Source organism: Asticcacaulis excentricus (assembly GCF_003966695.1).
Taxonomy (GTDB): Bacteria; Pseudomonadota; Alphaproteobacteria; order Caulobacterales; family Caulobacteraceae; genus Asticcacaulis; species Asticcacaulis excentricus_A.
Genome location: NZ_AP018827.1, coordinates 995,920 through 1,015,443, shown reverse-complemented (window position 1 = coordinate 1,015,443; position 19,524 = coordinate 995,920). Strand labels below are relative to the sequence as shown.

Annotated in this window: 15 protein-coding genes and 1 riboswitch; of the genes, 8 read left to right on the top strand and 7 right to left on the bottom strand. The window is 62.3% G+C overall.

The window, feature by feature from the left end; translation table 11 throughout:
• The first annotated feature begins 382 nt into the window (after positions 1-382).
• The 5 genes from ftsZ to ligA all read left to right on the top strand — a co-directional run bounded on the left by ftsZ (position 383) and on the right by ligA (position 8,043).
• Entirely contained in the window at positions 383-2,041 is a 1,659-nt protein-coding gene (gene ftsZ, locus EM6_RS04580) for a cell division protein FtsZ (protein ID WP_126420566.1), read from the top strand.
• 205 nt (positions 2,042-2,246) lie between these two features.
• Positions 2,247-3,140, top strand: a complete 894-nt coding sequence (gene lpxC / locus EM6_RS04575) for a UDP-3-O-acyl-N-acetylglucosamine deacetylase (protein ID WP_126420564.1) — start codon at positions 2,247-2,249, stop codon at positions 3,138-3,140.
• 93 nt (positions 3,141-3,233) lie between these two features.
• The gene (locus EM6_RS04570) at positions 3,234-4,142 is read left to right on the top strand and encodes an outer membrane protein assembly factor BamD (protein ID WP_126420562.1); all 909 of its coding nucleotides are present in this window, start codon (positions 3,234-3,236) and stop codon (positions 4,140-4,142) included.
• A 51-nt stretch (positions 4,143-4,193) separates the two neighbouring features.
• A complete protein-coding gene (gene recN / locus EM6_RS04565; protein ID WP_126420560.1) occupies positions 4,194-5,903 on the top strand; it encodes a DNA repair protein RecN in 1,710 nt (569 codons plus the stop codon).
• A gap of 46 nt (positions 5,904-5,949) precedes the next feature.
• Positions 5,950-8,043 carry an NAD-dependent DNA ligase LigA gene (gene ligA, locus EM6_RS04560; protein WP_126420558.1) on the top strand — a complete coding sequence of 698 codons (2,094 nt, stop codon included), beginning with the start codon at positions 5,950-5,952 and terminating at the stop codon, positions 8,041-8,043.
• A gap of 2 nt (positions 8,044-8,045) precedes the next feature.
• Here the strand turns inward: ligA and EM6_RS04555 are convergent, their stop codons facing one another.
• From EM6_RS04555 to EM6_RS04545, 3 genes are all read right to left on the bottom strand, one after another.
• On the bottom strand, positions 8,046-8,300 hold the full coding sequence (locus EM6_RS04555) for a hypothetical protein (RefSeq protein WP_126420556.1): 255 nt from the start codon (positions 8,298-8,300) through the stop codon (positions 8,046-8,048).
• A gap of 92 nt (positions 8,301-8,392) precedes the next feature.
• Positions 8,393-10,225 carry an aminopeptidase P family protein gene (locus EM6_RS04550; protein WP_126420554.1) on the bottom strand — a complete coding sequence of 611 codons (1,833 nt, stop codon included), beginning with the start codon at positions 10,223-10,225 and terminating at the stop codon, positions 8,393-8,395.
• 72 nt (positions 10,226-10,297) lie between these two features.
• Positions 10,298-12,127: a TonB-dependent receptor plug domain-containing protein gene (locus EM6_RS04545; RefSeq protein WP_172961134.1), complete on the bottom strand. Its 1,830-nt coding sequence runs from the start codon at positions 12,125-12,127 to the stop codon at positions 10,298-10,300.
• A gap of 122 nt (positions 12,128-12,249) precedes the next feature.
• Positions 12,250-12,439: riboswitch (cobalamin riboswitch) on the bottom strand.
• Between the two features lie 177 nt (positions 12,440-12,616).
• Between EM6_RS04545 and EM6_RS04540 the strand changes: the two genes are divergently transcribed.
• Positions 12,617-13,270 (top strand): hypothetical protein, encoded by a 654-nt coding sequence (locus tag EM6_RS04540; RefSeq protein WP_126420550.1) that lies wholly within the window; start codon positions 12,617-12,619, stop codon positions 13,268-13,270.
• Positions 13,271-13,336: 66 nt separating this feature from the next.
• On the opposite strand, the gene EM6_RS04535 is transcribed toward EM6_RS04540, so the two are convergent.
• The 4 genes from EM6_RS04535 to EM6_RS04520 are packed head-to-tail and all read right to left on the bottom strand — an operon-like array spanning position 13,337 to position 17,166.
• Complete coding sequence (locus EM6_RS04535; RefSeq protein WP_126420548.1) at positions 13,337-14,371, bottom strand: sulfate/molybdate ABC transporter ATP-binding protein; 1,035 nt, start codon at positions 14,369-14,371, stop codon at positions 13,337-13,339.
• 11 nt (positions 14,372-14,382) lie between these two features.
• Positions 14,383-15,228: a sulfate ABC transporter permease subunit CysW gene (cysW, locus tag EM6_RS04530; RefSeq protein ID WP_126420546.1), complete on the bottom strand. Its 846-nt coding sequence runs from the start codon at positions 15,226-15,228 to the stop codon at positions 14,383-14,385.
• A gap of 2 nt (positions 15,229-15,230) precedes the next feature.
• A complete protein-coding gene (gene cysT, locus EM6_RS04525; protein ID WP_126420544.1) occupies positions 15,231-16,124 on the bottom strand; it encodes a sulfate ABC transporter permease subunit CysT in 894 nt (297 codons plus the stop codon).
• Between the two features lie 13 nt (positions 16,125-16,137).
• Positions 16,138-17,166, bottom strand: coding sequence for a sulfate ABC transporter substrate-binding protein (locus tag EM6_RS04520; RefSeq protein ID WP_126420542.1), 1,029 nt, complete (start codon positions 17,164-17,166; stop codon positions 16,138-16,140).
• A 242-nt stretch (positions 17,167-17,408) separates the two neighbouring features.
• On the opposite strand from EM6_RS04520, the gene metC reads away from it, so the two are divergent.
• Both metC and EM6_RS04510 read left to right on the top strand, forming a co-directional pair.
• Positions 17,409-18,581 (top strand): cystathionine beta-lyase, encoded by a 1,173-nt coding sequence (metC, locus tag EM6_RS04515; RefSeq protein WP_126420540.1) that lies wholly within the window; start codon positions 17,409-17,411, stop codon positions 18,579-18,581.
• A gap of 193 nt (positions 18,582-18,774) precedes the next feature.
• The gene (locus tag EM6_RS04510; protein ID WP_126420538.1) at positions 18,775-19,506 is read left to right on the top strand and encodes a helix-turn-helix transcriptional regulator; all 732 of its coding nucleotides are present in this window, start codon (positions 18,775-18,777) and stop codon (positions 19,504-19,506) included.
• Positions 19,507-19,524 lie beyond the last annotated feature (18 nt).

The following is a 19,524-nucleotide window of genomic DNA, read 5'->3' as shown; positions in this document are numbered from 1 at the left end:
GGCGGGGCGCTTTCGGGCGTCCCGTTTGCGTTTGGGCGGTATGCGGCTGCATGGTGTGAGCGTTAATGTGCGGGTAAGGATTCCTGATTCCGGATTAATCTTCTGTGCATAAGTGGCCGTAATTTTGGCCATTTTCGCTTGATGCCCTGCCGGTTGATTCGGGTGGCGGGCCGGAAATTTATCAAGCGGTAACTTTTGTTAAAATTTATCGCAAAAAGACCTTCAAATCGCTGCGACTCAAGTTATCGGGTAACTATTCATTAAGCATATTCGATGTCTCATGATCGACGCTTGTGAGCGCTTTTTGACAAGAGCGCCGGGTCGATAATTGGACGGGAACAAAGGTCGCCCGGACAGGGTCACGGAAGGTTGGTCTGATCACATGGCTATACATCTCTCGGCGCCGCGCGCCACGGAATTGAAGCCCCGCATCGTCGTTTTCGGCGTCGGTGGCGCGGGCGGCAACGCCGTCAACAACATGATCGAGGCGGGCCTCGAAGGGGTTGAGTTTGTCGTCGCCAATACCGACGCGCAACAGCTCCAGTTTGCCAAGACCGACCGTCGCGTGCAGTTGGGCGTTTCTCTGACGCAAGGTCTGGGCGCGGGTGCCCATCCGGAAGTTGGTATGACCGCTGCCGAAGAGTCGGCGCATGAGATCGGTGAGCACCTCGAAGGTGCGCATATGGTCTTCATCACTGCCGGTATGGGCGGCGGCACCGGTACGGGCGCCGCGCCGATTATCGCCAAGACGGCGCGTGAACGCGGCATCCTGACCGTCGGCGTGGTGACCAAGCCCTTCATGTTCGAAGGCCGCCACCGTATGCGTCTGGCCGATGCGGGCATCGCCGAGCTGCAACGCTATGTCGATACGCTGATCGTTATCCCGAACCAGAACCTGTTCCGTATCGCCAATGAGCGCACCACCTTTGCCGAAGCCTTCGGCATGGCCGATCAGGTGCTGCATTCGGGCGTGCGCTCCATCACCGACCTGATGGTTCTGCCGGGCCTGATCAATCTTGACTTCGCCGATGTGCGCTCGGTCATGTCCGAAATGGGCAAGGCCATGATGGGTACGGGCGAAGCGACCGGCGATGACCGCGCGCTTCAGGCGGCGCAAAACGCCATCCAGAACCCGCTGCTCGACGAAACCTCGCTCAAGGGTGCCAAGGCGGTGTTGGTCAATGTCACCGGCGGCCTCGATATGACCCTGCTCGAAGTCGATGAAGCGGCCAATGCCATTTCGTCGGAAGTCGATCCTGACGCCAACATCATCTTCGGCGCGGCCTTCGATCCGTCTCTGGAAGGCAAGCTGCGCGTGTCGGTTGTCGCCACCGGCATGGACTCCGCCGCAGCGCAGCAACAACCGCCGGTGCCGCAGGCCACGGCTTCGACGCCGCCGCGTCAGTCCATCTACATCACCCCCGGCCGTCCGGGGCAGGCTCAGCCGGTTCAGACGGTTGCCGTTCAGGCCCCGCTAAGTCAGGCTACGGCAGCGCCTGCGCCGCAACCGGCTCCGGTTCAGCCCGCGCCTGTGGCTGAAACCCCCGTGCAACCGGCCTATCAGCCGGAAGTGCGTCCGGAACCCGTTGCCGCAACGCCTGCGCCGCAACCGGCTCCGGCCCCTGTGGCTCAGCCTGAGCCGCGCATCATTGCGAAAATCGTCGATCCGTCGGTCGAAGACGAGTTCGATATCCCGGCGGTTCAGTCGGCACCTCAGTCGGTGCAACGCGAAATTCCCCAGCGTCCGGTGGCCGGTTACGGCACCACGCGCGCCCCTGAGCCGGCACGTGCCGCCGTACAGTCGCCGCGCGAAGACGACCGGGGTGGCCTGTGGCGTGGCCTGTTCCCCAAGCGCAGTGATGCGCCGGTGACACAGACCCCGGAATACCGTCAGCCTTCGGCGCCGGCCCCGTCGCCCTATGCGACTGCGCCCGCCCCGCAAGCGGCCCCTCAGGCCGCCGCGAAGTCGGACGTGCTGCCGGGCATGGAAGCGGAGGATGATCTTGAAATCCCGTCCTTTCTTCGCCGCCTCGCGAACTGACAAGGACAGTAATGCCTGATGAAAGCCCCCGGTTCGCCGGGGGCTTTTTCTTTTGGTATGAAAGCGTTATGATCGCGCTAAACCCCGTTAATCATGGCGTTACAAACCGTAATCCATGTTTAGTTGAGGCGAGGGGGTGTCGGGGCGTATAAACTGACGTGAGCGGAAACCTTTCCGCGCGTTCATTTTTAGGTTTATGCGTTCCATGTCGCCTGACCACCACGAACATACGATTGCCGTTCCTGCTATCTGTGCGGGCGTCGGCCTGCACACTGGTCAACGTGTGCGCCTGTCCGTGCGTCCGGCGTCCGCCGGTACGGGCATTGTGTTTGTGCGTACCGACATCTGTGACCGCGACAACCGCGTGCCGGCACGCGCTGATCTGGTTACGCAGACCCGTCTGGGCACCGTCATAACCAATGCGGCGGGCGTATCCGTTTCGACCATTGAGCACCTGATGGCCGCTCTCTCGGCGCTTGGCGTCGATAATGCCCTGATCGAACTGGATGGTCCGGAAGTGCCGATCATGGACGGTTCGGCGCAGCCTTTCGTGCAACTGCTGGATCAGGCCGGGTTCCGCCGTCAGGCGCAGCCGCAGCAGGTCATCGAAATCCTCAAGCCGGTCGTGGTCGTCGAAGGCGACAAGCGCGCGGCCTTCTATCCGGCTGACCGCTTCGAAATGCACTTCGAAATCGACTTCCCCAGCGCCGTCATCGGCCATCAGGAAATCGAAATGGTCGTCACCGAAGACAGCTTCCGCACCGAACTGGCGGCGGCTCGCACCTTCGGCTTTATCGAAGGTGTCGAAGCCCTGCGTGCGGCCGGTCTGGCGCGTGGCGGCTCGATGGACAATGCCATCGTCATTGATGGCGACCGTGTGCTGAATGCCGAAGGCCTGCGCTTTGCCGACGAATTCGTCCGTCACAAGGCGCTGGACGCCATTGGTGACCTTTACGTGCTCGGTATGCCCATTCTTGGCAGGTTTGAAGGAATCCGTGCTGGCCACGGCCTTAATAATGCCGCGGTCCGTGCCCTACTGTCGCAACCGGATGCCTACCGGATCGTGACCCGCGCCCCCGTGCTCCAGCAGGTTGGTTAAAACCTGTTGGCGTTTGTGGCGCGCCGTTGTAGAGCTATCCTCCATAAAGCGTTAAGACTGCCGGGCGACTGACCGGCCTGATGAGGATTTATCGTGCCGGCCTATACGACTTCGACCGCTTCTCCCTCCTTCGGCAAGACCTCGGCAAAGCTTCTGCTGCTGACGGCGCTGGCGGCTGTGGCCCTCACGGCCTGCGCCGGTAAGCCCAAGCAACGCACGCGCCTCGTGTATGAGGAGCGCCCGGTCGAGGCGCTCTACAATACCGGTATGCAGCGTCTGGATGAAAAGAGCTGGAACGAAGCGGTGGATTATTTCGAAGAGGTGGAGCGTCAGCACCCTTATTCGGAATGGTCGCGCCGCTCGATCATCATGGAAATCTACGCCCACTATCAGGCCAACGATTATAACGAATCGACGGCGGCGGCGGAACGGTTCATCAAGCTCTATCCGGGCTCGCCCCTGACCCCCTATGCCTACTATATGCGGGCCATCAACTATTTCGAGCAGATCGTCGATGTGGGCCGGGATCAGGCCTATACCGAAACGGCGCAAGCCTATCTGCGTGAAATCGTGCAGCGCTATCCGGGTACTGAATATGCGCGCGACGCCCAGGTCAAGCTCGACATGGTCTATGACCAGTTGGCGGGCAAGGAAATGGAAATCGGCCGTTTCTATCTGGCGCAAAACCAGCCTCTGGCCGCCATTGGCCGCTTCAAGACGGTTATCACCCGCTATCAGACGACCTCGCACACGCCTGAAGCCCTCTATCGCCTTGTCGAAGCCAATCTGATGATGGGCGTTACCGACGAAGCCAACCGCAATGCGGCGGTTCTGGGTTATAACTATGCGGGCGACCGCTGGTACAACGCGGCCTACAAGCTGATGCAGGAACGCGGGCAACCGATGGACATCAAGCCGCTGCCGGTTGCCGAAAAAACCAAACCGGCGAAAAAAGAACAAAAAGAGAAAAAGAGCTGGCTAAGCCGCATCAACCCGATGTAATCTGAGAGAAACAGCCGTGAGCCGACTCACGGCTTTTTCGTCAGGGTTTCCATGCTCACACGCCTGTCTATTCAAGACGTTGTGCTCGTTGATCGGCTGGATCTCGATATCCGGCAGGGCCTTTCGGTACTCACCGGTGAAACCGGGGCCGGCAAATCCATCATTCTCGACAGTCTGGGTCTGGCCACCGGTGCGCGCGGCGATGCGGGGTTGATCCGTGCCGGTGCGCCGCAGGCCTCGGTCACGGCTGAGTTCGATCTGGCCGCCGGGCACCCGCTTTATGAATTTCTCGAAGACAAGGGGCTGGCCGTAGAGCCCGGTGAGCCCTTGCTGCTGCGCCGGGTGGTCAGCCGTGACGGGCGCTCCAAGGCCTTCGTCAATGATCAGTCGGTCTCGGTCAGCGTGCTCAAGGCGCTGGGTGACGGCCTGCTGGAAGTGCATGGTCAGCATGAGACGGTCGGCCTGCTCGATCCGCGCACGCACGGAGCCATGCTCGATGCCTATGGCGGGTGTGAGGGGGCGCTGGCGGCCACGGCGGCGGCTTTCCGCACGCTTAAGGCCCTGCGCGATCAGTACCGCGACCTCAAGCGGCAATCCGACAATGCGACGGCCGAAATCGAAGAACTGACCCTGCGGCTTCAGGAACTGGACCGCCTCAACCCGCTGCCGGATGAGGAGGCGCAACTGGCGTCTGACCGGGCGCTTCTGGGGGCTTCTGAGCGGGCGCTGGAAGACATCAATGAGGCGCGCACCACGGTCGGCGGCGATCAGTTGTCGCAGCGCCTGTCCAAGGCCTTCCGCGCCCTCGATCACGCCCGCACGCGCGCACAGCAGGCCGGGGCAGGGGAGGGCCATGCGGTACTCAAGGCGCTTTCCGATGCCGCCGAAGCGCTCGACCGCACCCTGATTGCCGCCGATGAGGCGCTGGCCCTGATGGACGCGGCGGCCGATGCGCTGGACGTGGAGCCGGGCAAGCTGGACCGCGTTGAGGAGCGTCTGTTCGCTCTGCGGGCCATGGCGCGTAAGCTGAATATTCTGGTCGAGGACCTGCCCAAAAAACGCGCCGAGATCGCCCAGTCTCTGGGGCGTATCGAAGACGCCGATGCCGAGCTGAAAAAGCTGGCGGCGGCGATTGCCGCGGCGGAGCAGGCCTTCTATGCGGCGGTCGAAACCCTGCGGCAGAAGCGTCTGGCGGCGGGTGAGGCGCTGAGCGCCGCCGTCATGGCCGAACTGGTGCCGCTTAAGCTCGACAAGGCGGCCTTCCGCGTGGCGATCCGCCCGCTGGAGCCTGAAAAGTACGGTGCTGCGGGCGGCGATGTGATTACGTTCGAGGTTCGCACCAATCCCGGTGCCGACTGGGGGGGGATGGCGGCCATTGCGTCGGGTGGCGAACTCGCGCGCTTTGCCCTGGCGCTCAAGGCGGCTCTGTCCACGCGCGGCGGCGAAGACGCGGCCGGTCCGGTGATGATCTTTGACGAGGTCGATCAGGGCGTGGGTGGTGCCGTGGCCGATGCCGTGGGGCTGCGCCTGCGTAAGCTGGCCCAGCGCTCTCAGGTGATCGTCGTCACCCACTCGCCGCAGGTGGCTGCACGCGGCGATCAGCATTTGAAGGTTTCCAAGGCCGATGCCGGTGAGGGGATGCGCTCGCGCGTCGTCGAACTGAGTAAGGATGAGACGCTGGAAGAACTGGCCCGCATGTTGTCGGGCGCCGAAATCACCCCCGAAGCCCGCGCCGCCGCGATCGCGCTGGTGAAGGGGTAAAGGCATAGCCTCCCCCCTGATCTCAGGGGAGGGATAAAGACAAGACATGACCACACACGCACCCGACACGGCGCAGGCGCGCCACGCCCAGCTTTCTGCCGAGATCAAGCATCACCGCGATCTCTACTATAATCAGGAAGCGCCCGAACTCAGCGATGCCGAATACGACGCGCTGGAGCAGGAACTGCGCGCGCTGGAGGCGCAGTATCCGGACCTGCATACGGTCGATAGCCCGACCGAACAGGTAGGGGCCGAGATTTCGAGCAAATTCGCCCCGGTTCAGCACGGCGTGCCTATGCTGTCGCTCGACAATGCCTTTGCGCCGGAAGACGTGGCCGATTTTGAGAAGAGCATCCGTCGCTTCCTGCGCCTGCCGCCGGAAGAGGCGCTGGCCTTCGCGGCGGAGCCCAAGATCGACGGCCTGTCCTGTTCGCTCCTCTATGTGAACGGCAAGCTGGTGCGGGCGGCGACGCGCGGCGACGGGCGCACAGGCGAAGACATCACTGAAAACGTCCGCACCATCAAGGACGTGCCGCACGTGCTGAGCGGGGCGGGCCATCCCGAACGCATCGAAATCCGTGGCGAGGTCTATTATCCGCTGGCCGAGTTCGCCGCCATGAACGCCAGAGCCGTAGAAGAGGGCGCTAAGGTCTTTGCCAATCCGCGCAATGCGGCGTCCGGCGCGCTGCGGCAACTGGATGCCACCATTACCGCCTCGCGGCCTCTGCGTTTCTTCGCCTACACCTGGGGGGAGGTCAGCGATCCGGGCTTTGTCACGACGCAGACCGAAGCGCTGGCCAAGTTCCGCGAATGGGGGTTTCAGGTCAATCCGCGCTCGGCCACGACCGAAAACAGCGACGGTTTGCTGGAGATTTATGAGGCGATTCAGCGCGACCGGTCGGGCCTCGGTTACGATATCGACGGCGTGGTCTATAAGGTTGATCGGCTGGACTACCAGCGCCGGCTCGGTTTCGTCTCGCGCTCGCCGCGCTGGGCCATTGCGCACAAGTTTCCGGCGGAACAGGCCCTGACCCATCTGAAGGCCATCGACATTCAGGTCGGGCGCATCGGCACCCTGACCCCTGTGGCGCGGCTGGAGCCGGTCAATGTCGGCGGCGTCGTGGTGTCAAACGTAACGCTGCACAATGCCGATGAGATCGCGCGCAAGGATATCCGTATCGGAGATCTGGTCCGTGTGCAGCGCGCGGGCGATGTCATACCGCAGATTGTCGGCGTCGAGCTGTCTGAGCGTCCGGACGGGACGGAAGCCTATGCGTTTCCGACGGTCTGCCCCTGTCCGCTGAAGACCGCCGTGGTGCGCGAGGTGAACCTCAAGGGCGAGGAAGGGGTGGCGCGCCGCTGCACCGGCGAACACGCCTGCCCGCATCAGCGCGTCGAATATCTGAAATACGTCGTCAGCCGTAAGGTGCTCGATATCGAGGGCTTGGGCGAAAAGCAGCTTCAGAAGTTCAGCGAAGAAGGGCTGATCCGCGAACCGGCGGACATCTTCACGCTGGAGGCGCGGGACAAGACGTCCCTGACGCCGTTGCGTAACCGCGAAGGCATGGGGGAGACCTCGGCGCGCAACCTGTTCAAGGCCATCGAAGACCGCCGCCAGTTGCCGCTGGACCGCTTTATCGCGGCGCTGGGGGTCAAGGGGGTGGGGGAAACCACCGCGCGTCTGCTGGCGCGCGCCTACCATTCGGAAAGCGCCTTCCGCGACGCCATGATGGCGCTGGCGGCGGGGGATGAAGAGGTGAAGGCGGCGCTCGACAATATGGATCAGGTCGGGCCGTCTCTGGTGGCCGCGCTGATCGAGTTCTTCTCGAACGACCACAATGTCGGCATCTATCAGCGCTTTGTGGCGCAACTTAGCGTACAGGATGCCGAGGCCGTGGCCGGGGATTCGGCGGTGTCGGGCAAGACGGTGGTGTTTACCGGTACGCTGGAGAAGATGACGCGCGACGAAGCCAAGGCGCAGGCTGAACGTCTCGGGGCCAAGGTGGCGGGCTCGGTTTCGGCCAAGACGCACATTGTGGTGGCCGGGCCGGGCGCGGGGTCAAAGCTCAAAAAAGCGGCTGAACTGGGCGTTCAGGTGATGACCGAAGACGAATGGCTGACCTTTATCGGGGGGGTATAAGATCAATCCATCGCGGTCGCGAAATAGGCCTGTTCCTGCGCCGTCAGTTGCGGTTCGGGGAACAGGGTGCGGTCGGCCAGCGATACCATCCCGAACAGAGCGATTAGTCCGGCAACAAAGCCCGTCCCGATCAGGAAATGCCTGCGGGCGGCCTTGCGCGCTTCGGCTTCGGGCGACAGGGCGCGTGCCGGGCTATGCGAAACGGTGAATTTACCGAAGGTGTCGGTGGCGGGTTGAAAAACGGTGCTGGCAGGCATGGTGTCCCTCCGCAGACTAATGGCTACGGGGACACCTTACGACCGGCCGGATAAGGGCGCAGGTCGTTCTGATTTTGCCGGATATAAAGCCTTTATAAGGGCGCGCAGACGGTTTTGAGCCAGTCTGCCACCTCCGGTTTTACGCGCGGCGACAGCAGGCGCAGCACCTCCGCATGGTAATCGTCCATATAGCGGCGCTCGGCCTCGCTGAGCTGCGACACCTCAATCAGGCTGCGATCAATCGGTGCCCAGGTCAGGTTCTTGAAGCCCAGCATCGGGCGTTCACCCCCGGCGATGGGGGCCGCTTCGGTGACGTATTGCAGGTTCTCGATACGGATGCCGAAGTCACCGGCCTTATAGAAGCCCGGCTCGTTGGAGACGATCATGCCGGGTTGCAGAGCATAGGCATTGAGCGCCTTGGCGATGCGCTGCGGGCCTTCGTGTACCCCCAGATAAACACCGACGCCGTGGCCCGTGCCGTGGTCGTAGTCGAACCCGGCGTTCCACAGGAACTGCCGCGCGAGCACATCAAGATGCGTGCCGGTCGTGCCGGCCGGGAAGCGGATGGTGGCCAGCGCAATGTGCCCCTTAAGCACCAGGGTGAACATGCGTTTGTGTTCGGCGCTCGGCGTGCCGATGGCCATGGTGCGGGTGACATCGGTGGTGCCATCGACGTACTGCCCCCCGGAATCGACCAGCAGCAGATTGCCGGGTGCGATGCGGATATTGCTCTGTTCGGTGACGCGGTAATGCGGCAGGGCCCCATGCGGGCCAAAGCCGGAAATGGTGTCGAAGCTGAGGTCTTTGACCAAACCCGACGCGATGCGAAGGGACTCCAGCTTTTGCGCCACTTCGATTTCGGACGGCAGGGTCGCTTGCGCCTCGGTGGCCACCCAGTAGAGAAATTCGCTGAGGATGGCCCCGTCGCGGATATGGGCTTCGGTGGTCCCGGCGATTTCTGCGGCGTTTTTGCAGGCGCGCGGGACAAGGCATGGGTCGTCGCCCGGAACGGAGGTGGCCCCGGCGCCTTCGATGGCCTGCACCCACCAGGCCGAGGACCAGTTGGGATCGACCAGCACGCCCTGACCGGACAGGGCCGTCAGCGCCGCCGGGATGTCCGTGGGCGTCTTCAGCGCCACCTCATTGCCCAGCCATTCGTCCAAACCGTCCGTGACCTTGGCCGGTTCGAGGAACAGTTCTGCCGTGCCGTCGGCCTTGAGCAGGGCCTGCGCCAGCGGCAGGGGCGAACGGATGACGTCGCCGCCGCGCACATTGAACAGCCACGCGATAGACGACGGTGCGGTGATCAGAGCGGCGGCCACGCCCTTCTGACGCAGGCTTTCGGCCAGCTTGGCGCGCTTGTCACCCGACGTGACGCCTGCAAATTGCAGCGGTTGTGGCACCACCGGTGTCATCGGCTGAGCCGGGCGCGCCGCCCCCCAGGCGAGGTCGATGGGGTTTTTATCCACGGCTTTCAACGTGACGCCGACGCTGGTGGCCGCCAGTTGCAGCGCCTTCAGGGCCGCCGGGCTGTGCAGGCGCGGATCATAGCCGATGACGCGGCCGCGCGGCTGAGCGGCGATCTGTTCGGCGATGGCGGTGGCAGTGAAATCAACGACCGCGAACACCGAGGGATCGGTCTGTTCGCGCGATTGCAGGGTGTAGCGGCCATCGGCAAACAGGATGGCTTGCTCTTTGAGGATCAGGGCTGCACCGGCGGAGCCGGTAAAACCCGATACCCAGGCCAGACGCTCATTGGCGTCGGGTAGATATTCGTTCTGGTGCTCGTCTTCGTGCGGGATAATAAAGCCGTCGATACCGAGACCGGCAAACTGCGCCCGCAGCGCGGCGACGTGGGTCACGCCCTGCGACGGATGGGTGGTGACGCTGTAGGTCTGAAAGGCATGGGCGGTATCGGCGGTCATGGTGGGGGCCTCGGTCGATGGAGGCCCCCTATATAGACCGTAAGGATTTGGTTTCAAATCCTATCATCGGTCTCAATACTTGGCGCGTACGCCCAGCCATAGGCGGCGACCGACCGAGCCATAGTTGGCGGCGGTTTCATAGTCTTCGTCCTTGGCGTTTTCGATGCGCCCGAAGAGCGCCACCGTGTCGTTCAGCGCATAGCTGGCGCGCAGGTCGAGCAGGGTGTAGGCGTCCAGTCGCCGGGTATTGTAGATGTTCTCGAACGACTTGCCCGCATAGCGGACAGAGGCCCCCAGTTCGAGCGCCTCCGTCGCCTGCCATTCGACGCTGGCATTGGCCAGATGACGCGGCGCACGGCCCAGATCGTTGCGGAAGGTAGAGCTCGAACGGGCGTCGTCGCGGGCGATGATGTGGCTGTAATTGCCCGACAAACGAACGCTTTGGGTCAGCCTTGTCTCGCCTTCCAACTCGATGCCATAGGCCTTGGTGCGGGCGATATTGCCATAGCGGAAGGACGACATGTCATAGTCGATCTGGTTGTCGGTCTTGCGCCCGAACAGCGAGACACCGATGCGGCTGTCGTTCGTGCCATAATAATCGACGCCGACATCGAGATTGGTTGCTTCCTCAGGCTTGAGCTTGAGATTACCTGACCAGCCGTCATAGAGCTGATAGAGGCTGGGGGCTTTGAAGCCCTGACCGAGGCTGCTGCGCAGGACGAGAGAGGGCGACAGGGCATAGGCCACGGCGACCTGAGCGATGGTGTTGCCGCCAAAGACCGAATGGTCATCATAGCGCAGGCTGGCGTTCACCGTCAGGGCGGGCGTCACGTCCTGACGCAGTTGTGCGAACAGGCCGTTAAGGGTGACACGCTTGTTGAGGCCGGAGGCAATAGCTTTCGAGCGCTCGCTCGACGCGCCGAAGACCAGTTTGGACGTCTCCGACAGGGCCAGAGCCCCGGTGTAGTCAAAGCTGGTCTGACGGCCTTCGAACGGATAGGCGGTGGCGTTGGCGAGGTCAGAGGTCGAGCGCTTCGTCGTGCTGTAGCTCAGGGTGAAGGTCTGCTTCAGCGCGCCGTCAAAGGCCTGAGTGTAGTAGCCGAGGCTGGCCAGATTTTCGTTTTGAAAACCGGTGTCGCGGGTGTCGGCCAGTTGGAATGCCGCATTATAACCGTCGAAATCGTAGTCGCTTTCGGTGCGGGCCAGACGGGCGCGCAGGCCCGAAGTGTCGCTCAGGGCGTAGTGGACGTAGGCGTTGAGGTGCTTTTGCGTAAAGCCGTCCTTTTCCGCCCCGCCGCGCAGCGACGACACCCCGTCATCGTCGATATAGGACGCCGCCAGACGCCAGCTCAGTGGGCCCGTCTTGCCGCCGATACCGGCCTTGCCCACGACGTATTCATCCAGGCCTTCGAGGGAGCCTTGCGCCTCAAATGGGGCCTGGGGCGCGCGGGTCGTCACCGACACCACCCCGCCGATGGCCTGAGAGCCCCACAGGGTCGAAAGCGGGCCGCGCAAGATTTCGACGCGCTCGGCATCATTCAGTGCCAGCAGGCCGAGGTTCAGCCCGCCGCCGATCATCGACGGGTCGCCCAGCTTCACGCCATCGACGATGAACAGGCTGCGGTCGCTTTCGGCCCCGCGAAAGCGCGCCGTGCCGGCCTGACCGGGACCGCCGGTCTGAGCGATGGAGACGGATGGGGTGAGAGCGATCAGATCTTTCAGATAGACCGACTGACTGCGTTCTATGGCGGCGGCGTCAAACGTGGTGACGCTCTGCCCCACCTTGGACAGGGCCACCGGTTCGCGGGTGAGGGTGACGATCACCTCCTGCGGGGCATCTTCGGCCAGCGCAGGCGAGGTGAGGAGAGCGGCAAACGCAACGCCGCAAAGGAGAGTTTTCAAGGTCTTATGCCTATTCACAACAGGACGAGCGCCCCGGACGGACCGGCGCGCACCACGAATCGTCTCTGAGGAAGGCCTCCGGTTAAAAAGGCTTATCCGCTCTTGTGGCACACCCCGACCACGCGAAGGACGACAGCAGGGGCAGGTCTCCTGGCTCACGTCTCAGGCGTGTTCCGCCGCCTTCCCGGTTCAGAAACAACCAGTGGCGTATGGCGGAACACTCGACGCTTACAGTTGCGGGGACAGCGCAGGCCTTACACCTGCTTCCCTTTTAAGCCGCATCTCTGCGGCACCGTCTGCACAGGGTCGGGGGTAGGGGAGCAGGGGGAGAAGGTCAAGCGCGGTGCGCGTGTATAAAGACAAGTGTGGCGCTTAGGACGCGGTTTGACAGGCTGTGCTCCGCCAAAGGCAACCTACCGTTTTTGTGGTATCGACCCGCCCTGCTACTGTCATAGTGTTGCGGGTTGATGGCGCAGGGGAGTGGCACAGATGCTGGGTTTGGCGGTAGCGGCAGTTGTTATTACGGGCTTAGGCGACCGGCCGGAGATTTTGACCGGCAGATACGGACAGCCCGCATATAAGGCCAAGCTGGAGCAATATCTGAACCTTGATGGCATCACTGTGCGGCGGGAGTGGGTCTTTGGCAACTGTTCTGAAGTCACCTATATTTCGGACGGGTTTGAGCCGTTTGTATTGCCTAACAACCGGTCATCTATAGATTTTTTTACTAACGAAGCCATGTCTGGCGCGGGGGAAGACATACTTATCGCGGTCAAGGAAAAGGTTGTGGTGAGAGGTTGCGGGAAAACCTATCGCCATAATTTTCTTGCGTGGCACGATCGCCGCAATACGCTGCCCAATATGGACTTCCTGAGAGACGGCGAAACCATTGCCTCGATTGACGCACAGTTCAAGGCCTCAAGCCTGGCTTTTGACGCCATGCAGGCGATGCGTAGGGCGAAGGGGCCTGACAATTGTCAGCAACTCCCACTCCTCTACGACACGCGGATCGAAGGTCGTCCGGAAACAGGGGGCTGGAGCGAAATCTGGTCAATGGCCCTTTGCGACGTCAAACACGATTTTCGGATGACGTTCACCCCGGCCAACGGCACGGTCACGGTGAAAAGCGAACTGATCAGATAGCTTCTACGGCAAGGTTTGCCGATCTCACCCTACCCTGTCTTTCGCACCGCCTCTAAGGGGATAGCGCTAAAACGCATAGACCTTGGACGGGCGCAGATAGACCGTGTCGTTCAGGCGCAGGTCTGAGGCCTCTGAGTCGTGGGCGTGCTGGGTTTCAAACACCTGCCCCGTTGGACTTTGAAGCTCCAGACGCAGATTGGCCCCGGCGGGCAGGAGGGACAGCACCTTCGCTTCAAAACCCGGCCCCTCGCGGTGCAGGTGCGTATCGAAAGGGCGAAAGCGCACGGTCTGTGCGCCGCTGAGCGCCTTGGGGCTGACGACCGGGGCGCTGAAGCCGCCGAAGTCGGCCACCCCGTCCGACAGGCTGGCCGGCACCTGATTGGACGTGCCGAGAAAATCGAAGACAAAGGCCGATTGCGGGTGGCGATAAAGCTCCAGCGGCTTGCCGATCTGTTCGATCTGACCGTCTTTCAGCACCACCACGCGGTCGGCGAGGTCGAGCGCCTCTTCCTGATCGTGGGTAACGAAGAGGGTGGTGACGCCCGTTTCATCGTGGATGCGGCGCAGCCAGCGGCGCAGATCTTTGCGCACCAGCGCATCGAGCGCGCCGAAGGGTTCATCGAGCAGCAGGATACGTGGATTGATGGCCAGAGCGCGCGCCAGCGCCACACGCTGCCGCTGACCGCCCGAAAGCTGGCTGGGGTAGCGCTTACCGAGGTCTTCGAGCTGGATCAGTTTCAGAAGGCGCTGCACCGTGGCCTGAATCTCGGCCTTGGACGGGCGGTCTTTGGAGGGGCGCACATTGAGGCCAAAGGCGATGTTCTGCGCCACGGTCATGTGGCGGAACAGGGCGTAGGACTGAAACACCATGCCGACGCGACGGTCGCGCGCCGACAGCGTCAGATAGTCGAGGCCGTCGAAGTCGATACGGCCCGTATCCGGACGGTCGAGCCCGGCCAGCAGGCGCAAAAGCGTCGTCTTGCCCGAACCCGACGGACCGAGCAGGGCCAGAAATTCGCCCGGCTGGGCTTCGAACGACACGTCGTTGAGCGCGGCGAAGTCGCTGAAGCGTTTGGTGATGTTTTTGACGACTAAGGACATATAAAGCTCAATCAGTGGCGGCGGTTGGCGGCCAGTTCGTCACCGAAGCGCCATTCCAGCAGGGTTTTCAGGACCAGCGTCACGAGCGCCAGACCGGCCAGCAGCGTCGCGGCCCCGAAGGCCCCCACACTGTCATATTCGTTGTACAGCACTTCGATGTGCAGGGGCAGGGTGTTGGTCAGGCCGCGGATATGGCCCGACACCACCGACACCGCGCCGAATTCGCCCATGGCCCGCGCCGTACACAGAAGCACGCCATAGGTCAGGGCCCATTTGATATTGGGCAGAGTCACGCGAAAGAAGACATCCCAGCCTGAAGCCCCCAGCGTCACCGCAGCGATTTCTTCGTCCGTACCCTGATCCTGCATCAGCGGGATCAACTCACGCGCTACGAAGGGCAGGGTGACCAGCACGGTGGCGATAACGAGGCCGGGCAGGGCGTAGATGATTTTGATATTGCTGGCTTCGAGCACGCTGGCGAACCAGCCGTGCGCGCCGAACAACAGTACCCACACCATGCCCGAAATGACTGGCGAGATGGTAAAGGGCAGGTCGAGCACCGACAGCAACAGCCCCTTACCCGCAAAGTCAAAGCGCGTCACGCACCACGCCGCCGCTATGCCGAAGACGGCATTGAGCGGCACGGCGATGGCGGCGACCGTCAGGGTCAGACGGATGGCGCTGAGGGCGTCGGGCTGTACGATCGCCGACAGGTAGGGCTGAACGCCTTGTTTGAAGGCTTCGGCCAGCACATTGACCAGCGGCAGGACGATAACCAGCGCCATCCACACGGCGGCCAGCGCCATCAGCAGGAAGGCGGCGGGGGTCTTTGGTTTTTCGGGGGCGCGGGCTCTCATGGTCAGGCGCGTCCCCGGCGCGATAGAAGCAGTTGCAGGGCATTGACCAGCAGCAGGCTAAGGAAGGCGAGGCTCAGCATGGCCACCGCAATGGCGGCCGCCCCGGCATAGTCGAATTCTTCCAGCTTGATAACGATCAACAGCGGCGTGATTTCCGACACAAAGGGCATATTGCCGGCGATAAAGATGACCGAGCCGTATTCGCCGACGGCGCGCGCAAAGGCCAGCGAAAAGCCGGTTAGCAGGGCCGGCGCCAGCGAGGGCACGATGACGCGCAAGGTGGTTTGCAGCGGCGTGGCCCCCAGAGTGGCGGCGGCCTCTTCGACCTCGGCATCGAACTCGGCCAGAACGGGCTGCACCGAGCGCACGATGAAGGGCAGGCCGACAAAGACCAGCGCTACGAAGATACCAAGCGGCGTATAGGCGATCTTGATACCTAAGGGCGCGAACAGGCTGCCGACCCAGCCATTGGCGGCGTACATCGAACAGAGCGACACGCCGGCCACGGCGGTGGGCAGGGCAAACGGCAGATCGACCAGCGCATCGACCAGCCCCTTGCCCGGAAACTCATAGCGCGTCAGCACCCAGGCCACGATCAGCCCGGCAAACAGATTGACCAGTGCCGCCAGAAGCGAGGTGGTGAAGGTCAGGCGCAAGCTGGCCAGGACGCGCGGGTCGCTGATGGTTTGCCACACGCCGTCCAGCCCGTGTTCCCACGGACGCGCCAGAAGGGCGGCCAGCGGCAGGACGACGATCAGCGACAGATAGGTCAGGGTGATGCCCAGCGACAGGCTAAAGCCCGGCAGGACGCGCGCCTTGTGCGTCGCCTTAGGCGGCTTGTAGCCTTCGGTGGCCAGCGGAACAGCGCCCGGCGTAGGGGTGGCGTTGATGGTCATAAAGGCCTGGGGCTTACTTGTTCAGCTTGACTTGCAGCGCATCGAAGGCCGCGCCCGCCGCAAAGAAATCGGCATGGGCCTTTTTCCAGCCGCCGAAGTCGCTGTCCACTGACAACAGGCGCAGTTGCGGGAACGTCTGCGTGAACTGCGCGGCGACGGCTTCGCTGACCGGGCGGTAGAAGTTTTCGGCGACCAGCTTTTGTGCGTCGTCGTCGAACAGGCCCTTCACATAGGCTTCGGCCAGTGCGCGCGTGCCCTTCTTATCGACAGTCTTGTCCACCACGGCGACCGGCGGCTCGGCGCGGATCGACAGGGACGGATAGACGATCTCGAAATCCTTGGCTTCGCTGTCCTTCAGCGCCAGCAGGGCCTCGTTTTCCCAGGCCAGCAGGACATCGCCCTGACCGCGCTGCACAAAGGTGGTGGTCGATCCGCGCGCCCCGGTGTCGAGCACCGGCACATTTCGATAAAGTGCTTCGATATAGGCCGCAGGGTCCTGACCATTGGTTTTGGCCCAGCCATAGGCCGCCAGATAGTTCCAGCGCGCCCCGCCCGAGGTCTTGGGGTTGGGGGTAATGACGCCGATGCCCGGCTTGATCAGATCGCCCCAGTCCTTGATAGCTTTGGGGTTACCCTTGCGCACCAGAAACACGATGGTCGAATAATAGGGGGTCGAATTGTGCGGCAGACGTTTGGCCCAGTCGGCACTGATCAGGCCTTTTGCGGCAATGGCGTCGATGTCGTGGGCCAGCGCCAGAGAGACAATATCGGCATCGAGCCCTTCGATGACCGCGGTCGTCTGCTTGCCGGAGCCGCCGTGGCTCTGATTGACCGTCACCGGCGTCTTCACCTTGGTGGCGAACAGCTTGTTATAGGCGACATAAAGCTCGCGCGTCGGGTCGTAGGAGACGTTGAGCAGGGTCTTGGCCGACGCCTCACCGCTCTGACCGCAAGCCGCCAGAGACAGGGCCGAACCCGTAAGGCCAGCCGCTGCCGCGCCTTTGAGCAGCCAGCGGCGGGAAAGAGCAACAGATCGGGTCATGGTCGGTCTCCTGTACGGAAAAGGCCGGTTACGAATGCAATTTGGTAGGAATTTTGCGCACGTCTTTTGATAACGCCACAGCCTACCCCATGACGCAGCATATGCCAAATCCATGACAATTGGTCAGGCGACGATTTTTACCGGGTCGGATTAGTCGTTCTAATCTGCGATCCGGTCAATCTTCACTTGCGCCTGACGCCATTCGGCGGCAGAGCAGTCATCGTATACGAAAGGCTCTTCCCATGCGTGAAACCACCCGCGTCATCTCTCCGGTTCTGGATAAGCCCCGCAGCCGCCGCGCCGTCAATACCGGTGTCGAGCGCGGATCGACCGTGCTGATGGAAAGCGCGGAGGTGTTGTATCGCGACGATATCAAGCCGACCTATGGCACCGAAGGCCTTTCGACTCAGCGCGAACTGTGCCGACTGCTGGCCGAACTGGAGGGCGCGGAAGAGGCCTTTATCCTGCCCAGCGGTCTGGCGGCGCAGACCCTGCCCATCTTTGCGGTGCTGAAGGCCGGCGATCATGTGCTGGCGGTCAATTCGGCCTATCGCCCGGTCAGGCGGTTTCTTGATACGCAACTGGCGCGCTTTGGCGTCGATGTCACCTGGTATGCGCCGTCCGCAACGCCAGACGAAGTGATGGCGCTCGCCACCGAAAAGACGAAGCTGATCTATCTCGAAAGCCCCGGGTCGCTGACCTTTGAAATTCAGGATATCCCGGCCATTGCGCAGGCCGCTAAGGCGCGTGGCATCCTGACCTTCTGCGACAATACCTATGGGGCGGGTGTGCTGTTCAAGCCGCTGGCGCACGGGGTCGATATGTCCATGCAGGCCCTGACCAAATATGTGGGCGGCCATTCCGATGTGCTGATCGGGTCGGTAGCGGTCAATGATCCGGCGCTGGCCAAGGCGATTTATGATGCCATCAAGGCGTGGGGCTTCTTCACCTCGGCCGACGAATCCTATCTGGCCCTGCGCGGTCTGCGCACCCTGCACCTGCGCCTCAAACAGTCAGGCGAGGCGGGTCTGAAGGTGGCGCAATGGCTCACCACCCGCCCCGAAGTGATCCGCGTGGTCCATCCGTGGCTGGACAGCCATCCGGGAAGCGACGTCTTCCGCCGGGATTTCAGCGCGCCCAATGGCCTGTTTCTGGTGGTGCTCAAAGGCGATGGTGAACCGGCCTCACAGCGCTTTCTGAATGCGCTCAAACTGTTCGGGCTGGGCTTTTCGTGGGGCGGCTATGAGAGCCTCGCCGTCAATTGTGAACCGCAATTTATCGGCCGTCACAAACTAACGCCCGAAGACCATGCGCCGCTGGAAGGCAGCTATGTGCGTCTTTATGTCGGCCTCGAAGACCCCGACGACCTGATCGCCGATATTGAACAGGCTCTGGATCATTATGTTTCTTTATAGAAACATAATGATCCAGATTTTTGTCTTTTAGCCCCTCGCCGGGCGGCGGCTCCGCCACCTTGGCCGCCGCCTCAATGGCGGCTTAAGCGGAATGATCAGAGATCATTCCGCTTTGGCGGTGTTATAGATTTTGTTTTTGATTTGTTCCGGCCTTTGCGCTATGTCAAAAGTGGACTGACGCAGGGGAAGGGATATGTCGCGCGCCGCCCGGCTTTTGAATTTGCTACAGATTTTGCGCCGGCACCGCTATCCGGTAACCGGTGACTGTCTGGCGCAGGAGCTGAACGTCTCGCTGCGCACCCTCTATCGGGACGTTGATGCCCTGCGCGCGCAGGGGGCCGATATCGAGGCCGAGGCCGGGGTGGGCTTTCTGCTGCGCCCCGGTTTCATGCTGCCGCCACTGATGCTGTCGCACGATGAGATCGAGGCCATTGCGCTGGGGGTCAAATGGGTGGCCGGGCGCACGGACAAGGCCATTTCGGCGGCGGCGGTCAATGCGCTGGCCAAGATCAATGCCGTCCTGCCTGACGATATGCGCGACAGTCTGCAAACGACCGGCCTGATGGTGCCGCCGCCGTGGAAGGATGCCGCGGTGACGGAGTTTGAAGACCGCTACCTCAAAATGATCCGTCAGGCGCTGAAGTCCGAACGCAAACTGATTATGGACTACAGCGACGTGAAAGAGGCGACGACGGCGCGTGTCGTCTGGCCTGTGGCGCTGGGCTTTTATGAGCGGGCGCGGCTGCTGGTCGGCTGGTGTGAATTGCGGCAGGATTTCCGGCATTTCCGCTCTGACCGTATTCGTAATCTGAGCGTTGCGGATGAGCGCTATCCGACGCGGCGCACGACGCTGCTCAGACAATGGCGCGAGCAGGAAGACGCCATGTACCGGGCCTATGAGGCGCGTCAGGCCGAGACGGCATAAAAAACCGGAAGCGAGGGG

What these genes read in the sequence shown, in the direction of transcription:
- ftsZ (WP_126420566.1), top strand. Translation starts at nt 383, where the DNA reads ATGGCTATACATCTCTCGGCGCCGCGCGCCACGGAATTGAAGCCCCGC.
- lpxC (WP_126420564.1), top strand. Translation starts at nt 2,247, where the DNA reads ATGTCGCCTGACCACCACGAACATACGATTGCCGTTCCTGCTATCTGT.
- recN (WP_126420560.1), top strand. Translation starts at nt 4,194, where the DNA reads ATGCTCACACGCCTGTCTATTCAAGACGTTGTGCTCGTTGATCGGCTG.
- ligA (WP_126420558.1), top strand. Translation starts at nt 5,950, where the DNA reads ATGACCACACACGCACCCGACACGGCGCAGGCGCGCCACGCCCAGCTT.
- EM6_RS04555 (WP_126420556.1), bottom strand. Translation starts at nt 8,300, where the DNA reads ATGCCTGCCAGCACCGTTTTTCAACCCGCCACCGACACCTTCGGTAAA.
- EM6_RS04550 (WP_126420554.1), bottom strand. Translation starts at nt 10,225, where the DNA reads ATGACCGCCGATACCGCCCATGCCTTTCAGACCTACAGCGTCACCACC.
- EM6_RS04540 (WP_126420550.1), top strand. Translation starts at nt 12,617, where the DNA reads ATGCTGGGTTTGGCGGTAGCGGCAGTTGTTATTACGGGCTTAGGCGAC.
- EM6_RS04535 (WP_126420548.1), bottom strand. Translation starts at nt 14,371, where the DNA reads ATGTCCTTAGTCGTCAAAAACATCACCAAACGCTTCAGCGACTTCGCC.
- cysW (WP_126420546.1), bottom strand. Translation starts at nt 15,228, where the DNA reads ATGAGAGCCCGCGCCCCCGAAAAACCAAAGACCCCCGCCGCCTTCCTG.
- cysT (WP_126420544.1), bottom strand. Translation starts at nt 16,124, where the DNA reads ATGACCATCAACGCCACCCCTACGCCGGGCGCTGTTCCGCTGGCCACC.
- EM6_RS04520 (WP_126420542.1), bottom strand. Translation starts at nt 17,166, where the DNA reads ATGACCCGATCTGTTGCTCTTTCCCGCCGCTGGCTGCTCAAAGGCGCG.
- metC (WP_126420540.1), top strand. Translation starts at nt 17,409, where the DNA reads ATGCGTGAAACCACCCGCGTCATCTCTCCGGTTCTGGATAAGCCCCGC.
- EM6_RS04510 (WP_126420538.1), top strand. Translation starts at nt 18,775, where the DNA reads ATGTCGCGCGCCGCCCGGCTTTTGAATTTGCTACAGATTTTGCGCCGG.